Source organism: Rhodococcus sp. BP-332 (assembly GCF_019836065.1).
Classification (GTDB): domain Bacteria; phylum Actinomycetota; class Actinomycetes; order Mycobacteriales; family Mycobacteriaceae; genus Rhodococcoides.
The window spans coordinates 594,710-608,575 of sequence record NZ_JABUEC010000002.1 but is presented as its reverse complement, the minus strand read 5'-3'; the positions used below and the strand labels follow the sequence as shown (position 1 = coordinate 608,575).

The 13,866-nt window shown below is 68.9% G+C and carries 16 protein-coding genes; 10 read left to right on the top strand and 6 right to left on the bottom strand.

The window, feature by feature from the left end; genetic code table 11:
- Nucleotides 1-151 precede the first annotated feature (151 nt).
- The 4 genes from HQ314_RS08500 (at nt 152) to HQ314_RS08485 (ending at nt 3,325) form a co-directional block, all read left to right on the top strand.
- Nucleotides 152-1,423: a DUF445 domain-containing protein gene (locus HQ314_RS08500; protein ID WP_027506323.1), complete on the top strand. Its 1,272-nt coding sequence runs from the start codon at nt 152-154 to the stop codon at nt 1,421-1,423.
- Between the two features lie 207 nt (nt 1,424-1,630).
- The gene (locus HQ314_RS08495; RefSeq protein WP_037186255.1) at nt 1,631-2,098 is read left to right on the top strand and encodes a helix-turn-helix domain-containing protein; all 468 of its coding nucleotides are present in this window, start codon (nt 1,631-1,633) and stop codon (nt 2,096-2,098) included.
- Nucleotides 2,095-2,964 carry a heparin-binding hemagglutinin gene (locus tag HQ314_RS08490; RefSeq protein ID WP_222649813.1) on the top strand — a complete coding sequence of 290 codons (870 nt, stop codon included), beginning with the start codon at nt 2,095-2,097 and terminating at the stop codon, nt 2,962-2,964. Before HQ314_RS08495 ends, HQ314_RS08490 begins: the two co-directional genes overlap by 4 nt.
- A 67-nt stretch (nt 2,965-3,031) precedes the next feature.
- On the top strand, nt 3,032-3,325 hold the full coding sequence (locus HQ314_RS08485) for a DUF2516 family protein (RefSeq protein WP_027506325.1): 294 nt from the start codon (nt 3,032-3,034) through the stop codon (nt 3,323-3,325).
- On the opposite strand, the gene HQ314_RS08480 is transcribed toward HQ314_RS08485, so the two are convergent.
- From HQ314_RS08480 to HQ314_RS08470, 3 genes are all read right to left on the bottom strand, one after another.
- Complete coding sequence (locus tag HQ314_RS08480; RefSeq protein WP_222649812.1) at nt 3,326-4,582, bottom strand: Nramp family divalent metal transporter; 1,257 nt, start codon at nt 4,580-4,582, stop codon at nt 3,326-3,328.
- A gap of 68 nt (nt 4,583-4,650) precedes the next feature.
- Nucleotides 4,651-4,863: a helix-turn-helix transcriptional regulator gene (locus HQ314_RS08475; RefSeq protein WP_027506327.1), complete on the bottom strand. Its 213-nt coding sequence runs from the start codon at nt 4,861-4,863 to the stop codon at nt 4,651-4,653.
- On the bottom strand, nt 4,863-5,342 hold the full coding sequence (locus tag HQ314_RS08470) for a DUF2975 domain-containing protein (RefSeq protein WP_204869090.1): 480 nt from the start codon (nt 5,340-5,342) through the stop codon (nt 4,863-4,865). Before HQ314_RS08470 ends, HQ314_RS08475 begins: the two co-directional genes overlap by 1 nt.
- A gap of 76 nt (nt 5,343-5,418) precedes the next feature.
- Here HQ314_RS08470 and HQ314_RS08465 point away from each other — a divergent pair, with 76 nt between their 5' ends.
- From HQ314_RS08465 to HQ314_RS08455, 3 genes are read left to right on the top strand one after another with little or no spacing between them, the layout of a single operon-like run.
- Nucleotides 5,419-6,324, top strand: coding sequence for a MerR family transcriptional regulator (locus HQ314_RS08465; protein WP_285184310.1), 906 nt, complete (start codon nt 5,419-5,421; stop codon nt 6,322-6,324).
- The gene (locus tag HQ314_RS08460; RefSeq protein ID WP_261769887.1) at nt 6,321-7,337 is read left to right on the top strand and encodes an alpha/beta fold hydrolase; all 1,017 of its coding nucleotides are present in this window, start codon (nt 6,321-6,323) and stop codon (nt 7,335-7,337) included. Before HQ314_RS08465 ends, HQ314_RS08460 begins: the two co-directional genes overlap by 4 nt.
- A complete protein-coding gene (locus HQ314_RS08455; RefSeq protein ID WP_204869089.1) occupies nt 7,334-7,927 on the top strand; it encodes a bifunctional 2-polyprenyl-6-hydroxyphenol methylase/3-demethylubiquinol 3-O-methyltransferase UbiG in 594 nt (197 codons plus the stop codon). Before HQ314_RS08460 ends, HQ314_RS08455 begins: the two co-directional genes overlap by 4 nt.
- A gap of 13 nt (nt 7,928-7,940) precedes the next feature.
- Here HQ314_RS08455 and purU read toward each other — a convergent pair whose 3' ends face one another.
- Complete coding sequence (gene purU, locus HQ314_RS08450; protein WP_027506331.1) at nt 7,941-8,831, bottom strand: formyltetrahydrofolate deformylase; 891 nt, start codon at nt 8,829-8,831, stop codon at nt 7,941-7,943.
- A gap of 75 nt (nt 8,832-8,906) precedes the next feature.
- Between purU and deoC the strand changes: the two genes are divergently transcribed.
- Nucleotides 8,907-9,584, top strand: coding sequence for a deoxyribose-phosphate aldolase (gene deoC / locus HQ314_RS08445; protein WP_037186135.1), 678 nt, complete (start codon nt 8,907-8,909; stop codon nt 9,582-9,584).
- Here deoC and HQ314_RS08440 read toward each other — a convergent pair.
- A complete protein-coding gene (locus HQ314_RS08440) occupies nt 9,581-10,318 on the bottom strand; it encodes a DUF2993 domain-containing protein (protein WP_222649811.1) in 738 nt (245 codons plus the stop codon). The two genes, deoC and HQ314_RS08440, sit on opposite strands and share 4 nt — an antisense overlap.
- A gap of 114 nt (nt 10,319-10,432) precedes the next feature.
- Here HQ314_RS08440 and HQ314_RS08435 point away from each other — a divergent pair, with 114 nt between their 5' ends.
- Entirely contained in the window at nt 10,433-11,008 is a 576-nt protein-coding gene (locus tag HQ314_RS08435; RefSeq protein ID WP_222646260.1) for a hypothetical protein, read from the top strand.
- 15 nt (nt 11,009-11,023) lie between these two features.
- Nucleotides 11,024-13,096 (top strand): aminodeoxychorismate synthase component I, encoded by a 2,073-nt coding sequence (gene pabB, locus HQ314_RS08430; protein ID WP_222649810.1) that lies wholly within the window; start codon nt 11,024-11,026, stop codon nt 13,094-13,096.
- On the opposite strand, the gene HQ314_RS08425 is transcribed toward pabB, so the two are convergent.
- Entirely contained in the window at nt 13,055-13,846 is a 792-nt protein-coding gene (locus tag HQ314_RS08425) for a class I SAM-dependent methyltransferase (RefSeq protein ID WP_374197823.1), read from the bottom strand. The two genes, pabB and HQ314_RS08425, sit on opposite strands and share 42 nt — an antisense overlap.
- Nucleotides 13,847-13,866 lie beyond the last annotated feature (20 nt).

The window sequence follows — 13,866 nt, the reverse complement described above, 5'->3', positions numbered from 1 at the left end:
TCCCGATGTCCGACTGCGCTTCTGGCGCACTCGTGTGCGGCGGCGCATGTCACGTCGCCCACTCCAACAGTAGTGCCCGGCGCCGTCGGACCCGCGTCCGGGCGAGACGTCGTCGCCGGTCGGGGCACGAGTCGCGCGCCGACCCTGCACAATGGAGTCGGTGCAGCTCATGACATTCGACGAGGACGTCAAACGACGCGACCTCCGCAAGATGAAGATCGTCGCCACCGGCTTCCTGGTGTTCGCCTCCATCGTCTATCTCTTCTGCCGGTGGCAGGAGTCCCGCGGCGCCGGCGGCTGGGTCGGTTTCGTCCGGGCGGCGTCGGAGGCGGGCATGGTCGGCGCGCTCGCCGACTGGTTCGCCGTCACCGCTCTCTTCAAGCACCCCATGGGTCTGAAGATCCCGCACACCGCGATCATCAAGCGGAAGAAGGACCAGCTCGGCACCAGCCTCGGATCGTTCGTCGGGCAGAACTTCCTCGCCGTCGACGTCGTGTCGCAGAAGGTCGAGTCCGCGCGCATCCCGCTGCGCCTCGGCACCTGGCTCGCCGACCCGGCCCACGCCGACCGTGTCGCGGAGGAGACGGCGACCGTGCTGCGCGGCTTCCTCGACGTGCTCGACGACGAGGACATCCAGCAGGTCATCGACAACACCATCGTCAAGCGCCTCGGTGATCCGCAGTGGGGGCCGCCGATCGGACGCGTCCTGGGCTCGCTGCTCGAGGACAACCGGCAGAAACCACTGATCGACCTGCTCGCCGAGCGCGCACACGAATGGGCCCAGAACAGCCTGCCGACCATCGACCGGATCGTGTCGAGGGACTCTCCGTCCTGGTCGCCGAAGTTCGTCGATGTGCTTCTCGGAGAACGCATCCACCGCGAACTCGTGGAGTTCACGTGGAAGGTCCGGTCGAACCCGCAGCACGAGTTGCGGCTCGCGGCCGACAAGTTCCTCACCGACTTCGCCGACGACCTGCAGAACGACCCCGACACTATCGCCAAGGCCGAGTCGATCAAGTCGGAGATCATGGGCCGCGACGAGGTCACCGGCCTTGCGGCGGCATCGTGGAAGGTGGCCAAGCGGCTCATCGTCGACTCGGTGGACGACCCGAAGAGCACCCTGCGCGCCAAGATCAGCGAGAACGTGCAGAAGTTCGGGCTCCGCCTGCGCGACGACGACGCGATGCGCGGCAAGGCGGACGGCTGGCTGATGGCCGGCGTGCGCTACATCGTCGAGAACTACACCGACGAGATCACCACCGTCATCACCGACACCGTCGCCCGATGGGACGCCGACGAGGCCAGCCGCAAGATCGAGCTGCAGGTGGGACGGGACCTGCAGTTCATCCGCATCAACGGCACGGTGGTCGGCTCGCTCGCGGGTCTGGCGATCTACTCGATCTCGCACCTGTTGTTCGGGTAGCCGCCGCGGCCGTACACGGGGTGCGTGAGGTGCCCACCCCTTACCGCCGACTGGTCGGGGTGCGCAGCGCCGAGCAGGGTGTGTGGCTGGTCGACACCACCACCGCGTGCCCTCGGGTGTGGGTGCTAGCACAGTGCTTGCAATTGCTAGCACCCTTGGTTATCGTCGTTGGCGAGGCGCATTCGACATGAGTCAGGAGTGTTCGAGATGGCATCCGAGGAGAAGGAAGGCGACGACACCACAGTGGTGTCGGCAGCCGGAGATCTCGCCGCCCGCGTCGTCAGCACGGCGACACAGGACATCGGGAGTTTCATTCGGGCACAGCGAGAGTCGGCCCAGGTGTCCCTGCGGCAACTCGCACTCTCCGCCGGCGTCAGCAACCCCTACCTCAGCCAGATCGAGCGGGGCCTGCGCAAGCCGTCGGCAGAGGTTCTGAGTCAGATCGCCAAGGGTCTTCGTGTGTCCTCGGAGGTCCTGTACGTGCAAGCCGGTCTGCTCGAGGAACGGCCGCACAGTCCCATCATCGACGCGGTGCACGGTGACGACTCCATCACGGAGCGTCAGAAGCAGGTGCTCCTCGAGATCTACTACTCGTTCCGCCGCGAGAACGAGACCGGCACCCCCACGCTGCGATCAGAGATCAACCACGAAACGACATCAGGAGATCACACATGACCGACCCGAAGTTCGACACCGTCAAGACCCCGCTGTTCGCCGCCGTCGGCGCCGGTGATGCCGTGGTCCAGGCCGTGGCCGACGTCGTCGCCCAGGTCCGCCACCGCGCCGAGAGCACGCAGGCCGACGTCAACGACCGCGTCGACACCGCCCGCGCCCGCCTCGCCGACCTGCAGGAAGACGTCACCGAGAGCGTCGAGACGCTCCGCGGACGCCTGAACGCGCTGCCGCAGGAGCTGCCGGACGAGATCGCCGATCTCCGCGAGCGTTTCACCCCCGAGGAGCTCCGTAAGGTCGCCGAGGCCTACCTCAAGGTGGCGTCGGACCTCTACACCGCACTCGCCGAGCGCGGCGAGGAGACGGTCGAGCGCATCCGCAAGAACCCGGCGGTCGAGGACGGTCTCGAGCGCGCCAACGCCGTCGCCAACGACGCTGTCGACCTCACCGAGCAGACCCTCGGCACCGTCGCCTCGCAGACCCGCGCCGTCGGTGAGCGCGCCGCAGCCCTCGCGGGCCGCGCGTCCGATCGTGTGCAGGAAGGTGCCGACGAGGCCACCGACGCGATCAAGGAAGGCGCCGAGGACGCCGTCGACAATGTCGACGAGGCTGCCGACGAGCTGAGCGAGAAGATCGACGAGCTCGGCCAGAAGGCGAAGACCGCAGGCCAGAAGGCGTCGGATCGCGCCTCGGGTGCAGCCGGCACGGTCGAGGGCAAGACGCGCAACAACGCGGGCTCGCCCATCAAGAAGACCCCGGCCACGAAGTCGGCTCCCGCCAAGGCCACCCCGGCCAAGGCCTCGACTCCCGCCCCCGCCAAGAAGACCACCCCGGCCAAGAAGGCTCCGGCCAAGAAGTCGACCAGCTAGTCGATCGCGACAATTCCGACCCCCGCGCTGACGAAGCGCGGGGGTCGGTGTCGTTTAGGATGACCGCATGCCCATGGCGTACAGCGCGACCAGCGCGATCATGAACATCCTGCAACTCATCGCTCTGGTGGGTGTGGCGTTCGCGCTCTTCCACGCCATCCGCCAGCGCCCCGACGCCTTCACCGCCGCGGACAAGCTGAACAAGCCGGGGTGGGTGGCCATTCTCGCGGTCGCGTTGCTGATCCTGCTCGTCTTCCCGGTGGTGGGCTTCGTCGGCATCATCGCCGTCGTCGCCATCGGTGTGTACCTCGTGGACGTGCGGCCCAAGGTCGACGACATCCAGCGCGGACCGCGCTGGTAGCTACCCCTGGCCGGTGACCGTGAGCCAGAGCAGTGCCGCGTTGAGCGCCACGATCAGGCCGGTGGTGACGACGGCGAGGACCACGGTGGTCCGTGAGTTGATGCGGGCGCCCATCACCGCGCTGCTGGAGGTCATGCGCACCAGCGGGATCAGCGCGAACGGAATGCACAGGCTCAGCACCACCTGACTCAGCACCAGCGCCAGCGTCGGATCGACGCCGATACCCAGGACCACCAGCGCGGGAATCAACGTGACGACGCGGCGCACCTGGATCGGGATCCGCTTCTGCAGCAGTCCCTTCATGATCTCGGCACCGGCGGCGCAGCCCACCGAGGTCGACGCGAGACCCGAGGCGAGCAGGCCGACGGCGAAGATCGCGGCGACCGCGGGCCCGAGATTGTTCTCGATGGCCGCGTGCGCGCCGTCGATGGTGTCGGTGCCCTCCTCGCCGCGGAACGCCGATGCGGCGAGCAGCAGCATGCCGATGTTGACGCTGCCGGCGATGATGAGCGCGAACGTGACGTCCCACTTGGTCGCGCGCAGCAGGCGGTCGAGCTTGCCGGAGTCCTTCTCGACGCCGTGGCGGTCGCGGGCGAGCGCGGAGTGCAGGTAGATGGCGTGCGGCATGACCGTCGCGCCCAGCATGCTGGCCGCGAGCAGGACCGATCCGGAGCCGTCGAACCCCGGTACGAGACCGCCGGCGACACCGCCCGCGTCGATGTCGGTGAACAGCAGGCCGGTGAGGAAGCCGATCGTGATGATGGCGAGCATGCCGATGACGACGAACTCGAAGGTGCGCTGACCCCGCCGTGACTGGACGGCCAGGATCACCATCGACACGACGCCGGTGATGAGACCGCCGACGAAGAGCGGAACGCCGAACAGGAGGTTGAGCGCGATGGCGCCGCCGATCACCTCGGCGAGGTCCGTCGCGATCGCCACGGCCTCGGCCTGCACCCAGAACGCCCGGCGGGGCCAGGGACGCATGCGGTCGCCGAGCATCTCCGGCAGTGATCGTCCGGAGACCAGGCCCAGCTTGGCCGAGAGGTACTGGATCAGTACCGCCATCGCATTGGCGGCCACGAGTACCCACACGAGGAGGTAGCCGTAGCGCGCGCCCGCGGTGAGATTCGCGGCGACGTTGCCCGGGTCGACGTAGGCGATGGCGGCGACGAACGCGGGGCCGAGCAGCGTGAACAGCCGGACGGGAGTGATGCCTCCGGATGTGGGTAGACGAGTTCCGATGCGGTCGACCATGACGGAAGTGTAGGGCACCCGGCGCGATCGTGTTCGCCGGGCCGTACCGATAAGTTAGGGGACCCGCATCATGTCTCGTCGTCCACCCATTCGAGCAGGTCACCCGGCTGGCACTCCAGCACCCGGCACATGGTCTCCAGGGTGCTGAACCGCACCGCGCGGGCCCGCCCGTTCTTGAGTACGGCGACGTTGGCGGGGGTCAGTCCGACGCGCTCGGCGAACTCGCCGACGCTCATCTTGCGCTTGGCCAGCTCCACGTCGATGCGGACGACGATGGGCATCAGATGACGCCCTCGAGGTCGGCGCGCAGGTCGGTCGCCTTCCGCAGCAGGGCACGCATGACCATCATCAGCAGTGCGGCGACGCCGACGATCATGCAGAGCAGAAACAGCAGGAGCACGGGCCCCGGATCGTCCGCGCGGAACCCGACGACGAGGAACACGACACCGAGCGACACACCGGCGGCCACGATCGCGCGGACGATCGCGTCGACCCACACGAACGCGGCACCGGAGAAGATGCGATCCCGGCGGACGAGAGTGAGCAGCTTCCAGGTGGCGATGACGACGATCTGCACGCACACCACCCAGAAGATGGTGAGCGCGGTGAGGGGCCATCGGAGGTACGCGGATTCCGGGTTCTCGCGGGCCATGTGCGCGAACTGTCCCGGCAGCGACATGACCTGGAACAGGACGAGCAGGGCGAACAGGCCGGCGAGGAACACCCTGAGTGTCGCGACGACGCGTCTTTCCGTGATCATGCATCGAGTATCGGTCAGGATCTATCGAAAATCAATAGGTACTGGTGCGAGAGGGCGGCAGGGTTAAGGTCTGAGGGTGCCGGACTCCCCACTCGACGATGCTCGCTCGCGTGATCCCCGGGATCTCCGCCGAGTCGGCCTGACCGAGTACCGGATCGACGACCTCGCCAGGGAAGCCGGCGTGAGCGTCCGCAACGTGCGCGTCTATCAGGACCGCGGTCTGCTGCCGCCCCCGCGCAAGGTGGGTCGGACGGGCTGGTACGACGAGTCGCACCTCGCTCGGCTGCAGATGATCTCGCGCATGCTCGACCGTGGCTACACCTTCGTCACCATCAGCGAACTCCTCACCGCGGCGCAGTACGGACTCCGCGTCGAGGACGTCCTGGGCACCGAGGATCCCGACGGCGCCGCCAACGTCGACCACCCGGCGCGGCTGACCCGCGACGAGATCGACACCATGTTCGACGGACGGATCAGCGACGACGATCTGACGCGTGCGGAAGCGCTCGACGTCTTCTCCCGCGACGGGGACGGCTACCGCATCGAGAACCCCGCCCTGGTCCGCGCGGCCAAGGTGCTGTTCGACGCGGGTCTCGCGCTGCCGGACATCCTGTCCCGCACCGAGCGCGTCCACCAGGACCTGACGAGCGTGTCCCAGCAGTTCGTGCGTCTGGTCGTCGACAGGTTCGTTCCGGGCGGCGCCGATCCGTTCACGCTCGACCCCAGCGAGCTCTCGGCCATGGCGGACCTCATCACCACCCTGCGTCCGCTGGCCAGCCGTGCCGTGCAGGCGCTCTTCTCCGAGACCATGGACGCCGAGATCGTGCACGCGATGGAGAAGGCGCTCAGCGGCGACGCCGCCACGGCGCTCAGCGGCGACGCCGCCACGGAGGACAGCGGCGACGCCGCCACGGCGGACACCGACGACAGTGACGGCAACGGCGCGAGCACCAGCTCGAGCAGCAGGACAGGAGACCGATGAACACTCGTGGTGCAGTGGTGACCGCTGCCGTGGCCGCGGTCGCGGTGGCCGGTGCAGCCTCGATTCGGGCGACTCGACGGGCGTCACCGCCCTCGGCGCGGATGGCGGACACCGATGTACTGCTGGCGCGTCCGGAGCTCACCCCACGGGTGCGCACGGTCGTCGCCGAGGACGGTGCCGCGCTGCACGTGCGCGAGTACGGCGACCCGGACGCCGCCCCGATCGTCCTCAGTCACGGATGGACCTGCTCCGCCGACTTCTGGGCGCCGCAGATCAACGACCTCGCCGGACGGTACCGCGTCGTCGTGTACGACCAGCGCGGGCACGGAGCCAGTGAGGTGGGGACCCGGCCACTCGGTGCCGACGTCCTGGGGGACGATCTCGCCGCGGTGCTCGACGCGACGGTCGACTCGGACGCCAAGGCTGTCGTCGCCGGACACAGCATGGGCGGTATGTCCGTGATGAGTTGGGCGGCACAGTATCCCGCGCAGGTGCGCCACTACGTGAAGGCGATACTGCTGGCCAACACGGCCACCGACAGTCTGGTCCGCGAGACCACTGTCATCCCGTTGCCACCCGGTGTCGCGCAGGTGCCGGCGCGGGTGGCGTCGAGCGTGCTCGGATCGGCACTGCCCATCCCGTCGAGTCCGTTCTCCGCTCGTGCTCTGAAGTACGTGACGATGGGCGCCGAGTCCACTCCGGCGCAGGTGGCGTTCTGCGAACGCATCGTGCGCGAGTGCTCCCCTCGAACGCGGGGTATGTGGGGATCGGCGCTGTCCGCGTTGGACATTCACGACGCGCTGGAGAACATCGACGTCCCGACGTCGGTGATCGTCGGTACTCGCGACCGCCTGACGCCGCCGGTGCACGCCCGCAAACTCGCCGACCAACTCTCCCGCGCCGGAGTGCTGGGCCGGTTCCTCGAACTCGACGGTGTCGGACACATGAGCTCGGTGGAATCGATCGCGGAGTTCGACGCCGAGCTGGTCCGCCTCGCGGAGCTGCCGGCATGAGCGACGACACCAGAGGGGACGCCTACACCGAGCGGCTGCGCGAGCTGCAGGGTGCGCGGTGGAAACGCGTTCTGCGCGTGCAGGCTCCGTACCAGTGGAACATCCGACGCCATCTCGCTGGGCGGCGCGTTCTCGACGTCGGCTGCGGCATCGGCCGGAATCTGCGCAACCTTCCCGCGGGCAGCGTCGGTGTCGATCACAACGTCGCGTCCGTCGAGTTCTGCCGCTCGCAGGGCATGACCGCGTACACACCCGAGGAGTTCCACGCCCTCGGCGACACGGGCTTCGACGGCATGCTCATGGCCCACCTGCTCGAGCACCTGCCGCCGGGCGCGGAGGGTGAGGTGCTGACGGAGTACCTGCCGTGTCTGCAGCCGGACTCCGTCGTCATGATCGTGTGCCCACAGGAAGTCGGGTTCGCCAGCGACCCGACGCACACGAGCTGGTTGGACGCCGCCGACCTGCTCGCCCTCTGCGCTGCCGCCGGCATCGAGCGCACGACGTCCGCCTCGTTCCCGTTCCCGCGTCCGGTGGGAAAGCTGTTCGTCTACAACGAGACCGTTGTGGTGGGTCGAACCCCAGCTGCCTGATACGACCGGCCGTCTAGTCGAACACCACGGTCTTGCGGCCGTGCACCAGCACACGGTCCTCGAGGTGCCAGCGCAGTCCGCGCGCGAGCACCATCTTCTCGATGTCCCGGCCCTGACGGACCATGTCGGCGACCGCGTCCGCATGGTCGATGCGGATGACGTCCTGCTCGATGATGGGTCCGGCATCGAGCTCGGCGGTGACGAAGTGGCACGTCGCGCCGATGAGCTTGACCCCTCGTGCGAACGCCTGGTGATACGGCCGGGCGCCGACGAACGACGGCAGGAAGCTGTGGTGGATGTTGATCGCGCGCCCGGACCAGTGCTCGCACAACGACTCCGGCAGCACCTGCATGAAGCGCGCCAGCACCACCGCGTCGGGGGAGTAGCCGTCGACGAGGTCGCGGAGCGCGTCGAAGGAGGGCCCGCGCTCGCTGGGGTCCTCGGGGAACGGAACATGGTGGAACTGCACACCGTGTGCGCGCGTGACGGATTCGAGATCGGGGTGGTTGCCGATGACCGCTTCGATGGTCGCCGGCAGTTCTCCGCCGGCGGCGCGCCCGAGCAGATCGTGGAGGCAGTGTCCCTCCTTGCTCACCAGGAGCACGACCTTCTTGCGCTCTCCGGAATCGTGCAGCGACCACTCGGATTCCGGGCCGATCTCCGCGGCGACCGCCGCGAACCGTGCGCGCAGCTCGTCGACTCCGATGTCGATCGACGAGGCCGCGACGGCCTGACGGGTGAAGAACCAGCCACTGTCCGCGTCGGCGTGATAGGCGGCCTCGACGATCGAGCCCCCGAGATCGGCCAGGAAGGTCGAGATGCGCGCGACGATGCCCGTGCGGTCGGGGCAGCCCAGGGTGAGGACGTAGCGGCGAGAGTCGGAACGTGGAGATTCGGGCGGCATGGGCGCCATTGTCTCACTGACACCCCTCCCTTCCTGACCGATCCCGACCGGCCTCCGTCTGGAAAGGTGGAGCGCATGACAACCCTCACGCGCACCGACGTCGCCCGCATGGTCGATCACACTCTGCTCAAGCCCGAGGCGACGGTCGCCGACGTCCGGGCGCTCGTCGCGGAGGCGAAGGATCTGGGCGTCCTCGCGGTCTGCGTGTCGCCGTCGATGCTCCCGGTTCGTGACACGGGTGACCTGGTGGTCGCCGCGGTGGCGGGGTTCCCGTCCGGAAAGCACCACTCGTTGATCAAGGGTTCGGAGGCGCGTCTGGCGGTGCAGCACGGGGCGCGCGAGGTCGACATGGTGATCGACGTCGGCGCCGCGGTGGAGGGTGACTTCAACGCCGTCCTGGCGGACATCATCACCGTCCGGGAGGCGATGGGCGAGAACGCCGTCCTGAAGGTGATCATCGAGTCGGCGGCGCTGCTCGCGTCGGCGGACGGGGAGCGCGCGGTGATCGAGTGCTGCCGGGCGGCGGAGCGGGCCGGCGCGAACTTCGTCAAGACGTCCACGGGGTTCCATCCCGCGGGTGGAGCGTCGACGGAGGCCGTGAGTCTGATGGCCCGCACCGTCGGTGGCCGCCTGGGTGTCAAGGCGTCGGGCGGCATCCGCGATGCGGACACCGCCCGAGCGATGATCGAGGCCGGCGCCACCCGACTGGGCCTGTCCGGGACCCGCAGCGTGTTGGACGGCTTCGCCGACTAGCAGGTGACCTGCTGCTGACCGCCCTGCGCGGCGGGAATCGTGTACTGGCCGCCGCTGAGGGTCATGTGGATCCCGGTGTCGGTCACCTCGAGGGCGTCCGGCGTCATGCCGAGCGGGTACGCCTGCAGGCTGTCCGTGAGCACCGAGACGACGCTGTCCGCGAGGTCGGTGGGAATGCCGATGCCGAGGATCGACGCGTCCGTGGTCTGGACCTCGATCGTGTCGCCCTGCACCACGGGCTTCACGGTGAGTTCCGCCAGTCCACCGACGATGGCGAACTTCAGCGTTCCGGCGGCGGGATCGCTGGTCACACCGGACACGACGCTGCCGACGCCCTGCTCCTGCAGGGTCGCGAGGATGCCGCCGGTCGACCACGTGACGTCGGCCGAACTGCTGCCGATCTGACCGGACGTGGTGTCCGTGGAGGTGAGGTCGACGTCGTTCACGGTCGCCTGGACCTGCATGTCCTGTGCGGGCCCGAACTTCGTGTCGTCGCTCGAGATGTCGACGGACGAGAACTTCTCGGTCGCGAGGGAGAACAGGACGGGCTGCAGGCCGAGGTCGACGTCGATCTGTGAGCCGAGTTCGCTCTCGAACTGGGTCGTGAGGCAGTTCTCGACGCGGTTGCGGGCATAGAACTCGCCGCCGACGAGTGCCGCGATGACGACGATGACCAGCACTCCGGCGATGAGAGGCACCCGGGAGCGTCGTCTGGGTGCGGTGTCGTGAGTCATGAGAGACAGTGTGGACGACATCTCTGAGGTTCCTCTGTGGACCGGCCGATCGGGTGCACGGCGACAGCGCCATTTCTCTGTGACGCGTGACACAACCACGTAGGCTCTTCGAGCATGGCGGGCGACGATGTGGCGGAACGTCTGGACGGCGTGGTCGCCGAACAGGACGGGTACTTCACCGCAGCTCACGCGCTCGATGCCGGGTATCTGCCGTGCGAGATCGAGGCGCACGTCGCCGACGGATCCTGGACGCGGGTCGAGACCGATCTGCTGCGGTTGTCGGACTGGCCGAGCCACGATCTCGAGGAGTACTCGAAGTGGTGCGTGTGGCTGGGCGCCACCGCGGTGATCTCCCACCAGAGCGCGGCCGAGCTGCACGGCATGGGCAGCCTGCACCCGCAGTTCGTCCACGTCCGGGTCAGTGGGACGGCCCGAGCGCACGACCAGCGCCTCGCGATCCATCGGGGACGCCTGACGGGCGCGGACATCGAGCTCTCCGGTGCCTTCCGCATGACCACGCCGGTCCGCACCGTGCTGGATCTCGCGGCGGGCGGCATCTCGCAGTTCACCCTCGACGAAGTGGTCGCCGACGGTCTGGTGCTCGGACGACTGGTCGTCGACGATCTCTTCGAGCAGGCTGTGGAGTGCGGTGACCGGGTGGCCGAGCGGGTGGAGACGGCGCTGCGCTGAGAGGATGTTCCTCTCATGCGCACGCTGCTGATCGACAACTACGACTCGTTCACCCACAACCTGGCCCAGTACCTGGAGCAGGTGTCCGGCACCGCCCCCATCGTCGTGCACAACGACGTCCCGTGGTCCTCCCTCCCGCTGGACCGGGTGGACGCCGTCGTCGTCTCGCCAGGCCCGGGCCGCCCGAGTCGCCCGGCCGACATGGGCGTCAGCAGCAGGATGATCCGGGACGGTGGTCTGCCGCTTCTCGGGGTGTGTCTGGGGCATCAGGGCATCGCGGACAGCTGTGGTGGCGTCGTCGATCTGGCACCCGAGCCCATGCACGGCCGGATGTCCGACGTGCGGCACGACGGCACCGATCTCTTCGCCGGCCTGCCGTCGCCCCTGCGCGTGGTGCGGTATCACTCCCTCACCGTCACGGCCCTGCCCGACGAGCTCGAGGCGACGGCGTGGACCGACGACGGGGTGATGATGGCGCTGCGTCATCGGTCACGGCCGCTGTGGGGAGTGCAGTTCCATCCCGAGTCGATCGGCACGGAACGTGGACTGCAGGTGATCGCCAACTTTCTCGACCTCGCGCGGGACGCCCGCCCGAGCACCCACACCTCCGCGCCGACCGTGGCGCCGCGTGACCCGGTCGTGCGCGACCCCCGCTACCGGGTGCTCGTGCGCCGTCTCGACGTTCTGCCGGACCCCGAGGAGGTGGCGCGCCCACTCCGCGGACGGTCCACGTTCTGGCTCGACTCGAGCGCCGAGCTCGACGGCAGTGCCCGGTTCTCCTACCTCGGACCCGGTGACGGCCCACTGGCGGAGGACGTGTCGTACGACGTCGCCACCTCGTGCGTGACGACGACGACCGCCGACGGCACGACCGAGGAGACGGTCACGTCGTTCCTCGACCACCTCGGGGAACAGATCGCGGCGCGGGCCGTCGACCGGGTGCCCGCGGTGCCGTTCGACTTCGCCCTCGGCTACGTCGGTCACCTCGGCTACGAGCTAAAGGCCGAGACGGGCGGAGCGGCGGCGCATGCGTCGCCGACGGCCGATGCGCGAATGATGTTCGCGGACAGACTCATCGCACTCGACCACCGCGATCGGTGCACCTATCTGCTCACCCTCACACTCGTCGGTGGCGACGACACCGCGGCGCTCGGATGGTTGGACGAGACCGCCGCGGCCGTGACCGCGATGCCCCGCTCGGAGCGCGGTCGCCCGGCCGTGTCCGACACCCCCCTCGGCGCGCTGCCGTCGGTGATCGACACCCGGCACGACGACGGCGCGTATCGCGCGGCGATCGCGGACTGCCTGGAGCAGATCACGATGGGGGAGAGCTACGAGATCTGTCTGACCAACGAGATGAGCGTGCCGTTCGACGGCGACGCCGCCGACCTCTACCTCGCGGTGCGGCGCGCCAGTCCCGCCCCGTACGCGGCGTTCCTGCGTTTCCCCGGGCTGGCGATACTCAGCGCGTCACCGGAGCGCTTCCTGCGGATCACGGCGTCGGGCGTCGTGGACTCCAAGCCCATCAAGGGAACTCGGGCTCGCGGGCGCTCGCCGGCGGAGGACGCGGCCGCGCGCCTCGACCTGGCGACGAGCGAGAAGGACCGCGCCGAGAACATCATGATCGTCGATCTGGTCCGCAACGACCTGAATCAGGTGTGCGTGCCCGGGTCGGTGCACGTGCCGGTGCTCTTCGACGTGGAGAGCCACACCCATGTGCACCAACTGGTCTCGACGGTCGAGGGTCGGGTGCGCCCGGGGCTCTCGGCCGTCGACTGTGTGCGCGCGGCGTTCCCGGGCGGATCGATGACCGGCGCCCCGAAGCGCCGCACGATGGAGATCATCGACCGCCTCGAGGGCGGGCCGCGCGGCGTGTACTCCGGTGCGCTGGGCTGGTTCTCGCTCACCGGCGCGGCGGACCTGTCCATCGTCATCCGGACCGTGGTGCTCGCGGACGGCCGGGCGTCGGTGGGGACGGGCGGCGCCGTCGTCTCGCTGTCCGACCCGCAGGACGAGGTGGACGAGATGCACCTCAAGGCCGACGCGCTACTGCGTGTCCTCGGCGGGAGCGACGGCCGACCACGGTAAGGCGAGCACGTTGTCCCGCAGTCGTCGGCGCGGCACGGTGACCGGAAGTCCCTGCGCCGCCAGGGCTGTCAGCGCCGCACGCCACCGCACGCGGGGTCCGAACGGTGCCAGCGGCGCCGCCACGTCCCACGCCCGATCGGCCGCCCGCAGCACCTCGTGCACGCGCTCGCCCGCGACGTTGCGGTGGATCAGGACCTTCGGCAGCCGCTCCGCGATGTCCGACGGCCGCTCCACCGTGAACGGATCCCAGGCGAGGGTCAGACTGCGCGGTCCCGACGCGTCCACGGTGACCCACGTGGCCCGACGCCCCAGTTCGTCGCACGTGCCGTCGACGAGGAGGCCGCCGTCCGCGAGAGCGGAGGTGATGCGTGCCCACGCACCCGGTACCGCGTCCTCGGGATACTGACGCAGCACGTTGAACGCGCGCACCAGGTGTGGCCGCAGTCCCGCGAGTTCGAAGCCGCCGCGGCGGAAGGAGACACCGTCCCGATCGGGGACGACGCGGGACGGCTCGATCTCCAGCCCGACGACGGCGACGTCCGCACGGACGGTGCGCAGTCGCGCGGCCAACTCCAGAGTGGTGACCGGACTGGCGCCGTAGCCCAGGTCGACGACCAGGGGATGCGTCGCGCCGCGGAGCAACGCTCGGACGTCGGGATCGTGCACCAGTCGGCGATCACTGCGCCGCAACCGGTTGATGTTGGTCGTCCCGCGAGTGACCACACCCTCCGGACCGATCCGGGAGATCACAGTGCCCAGCAGTTCGTTCC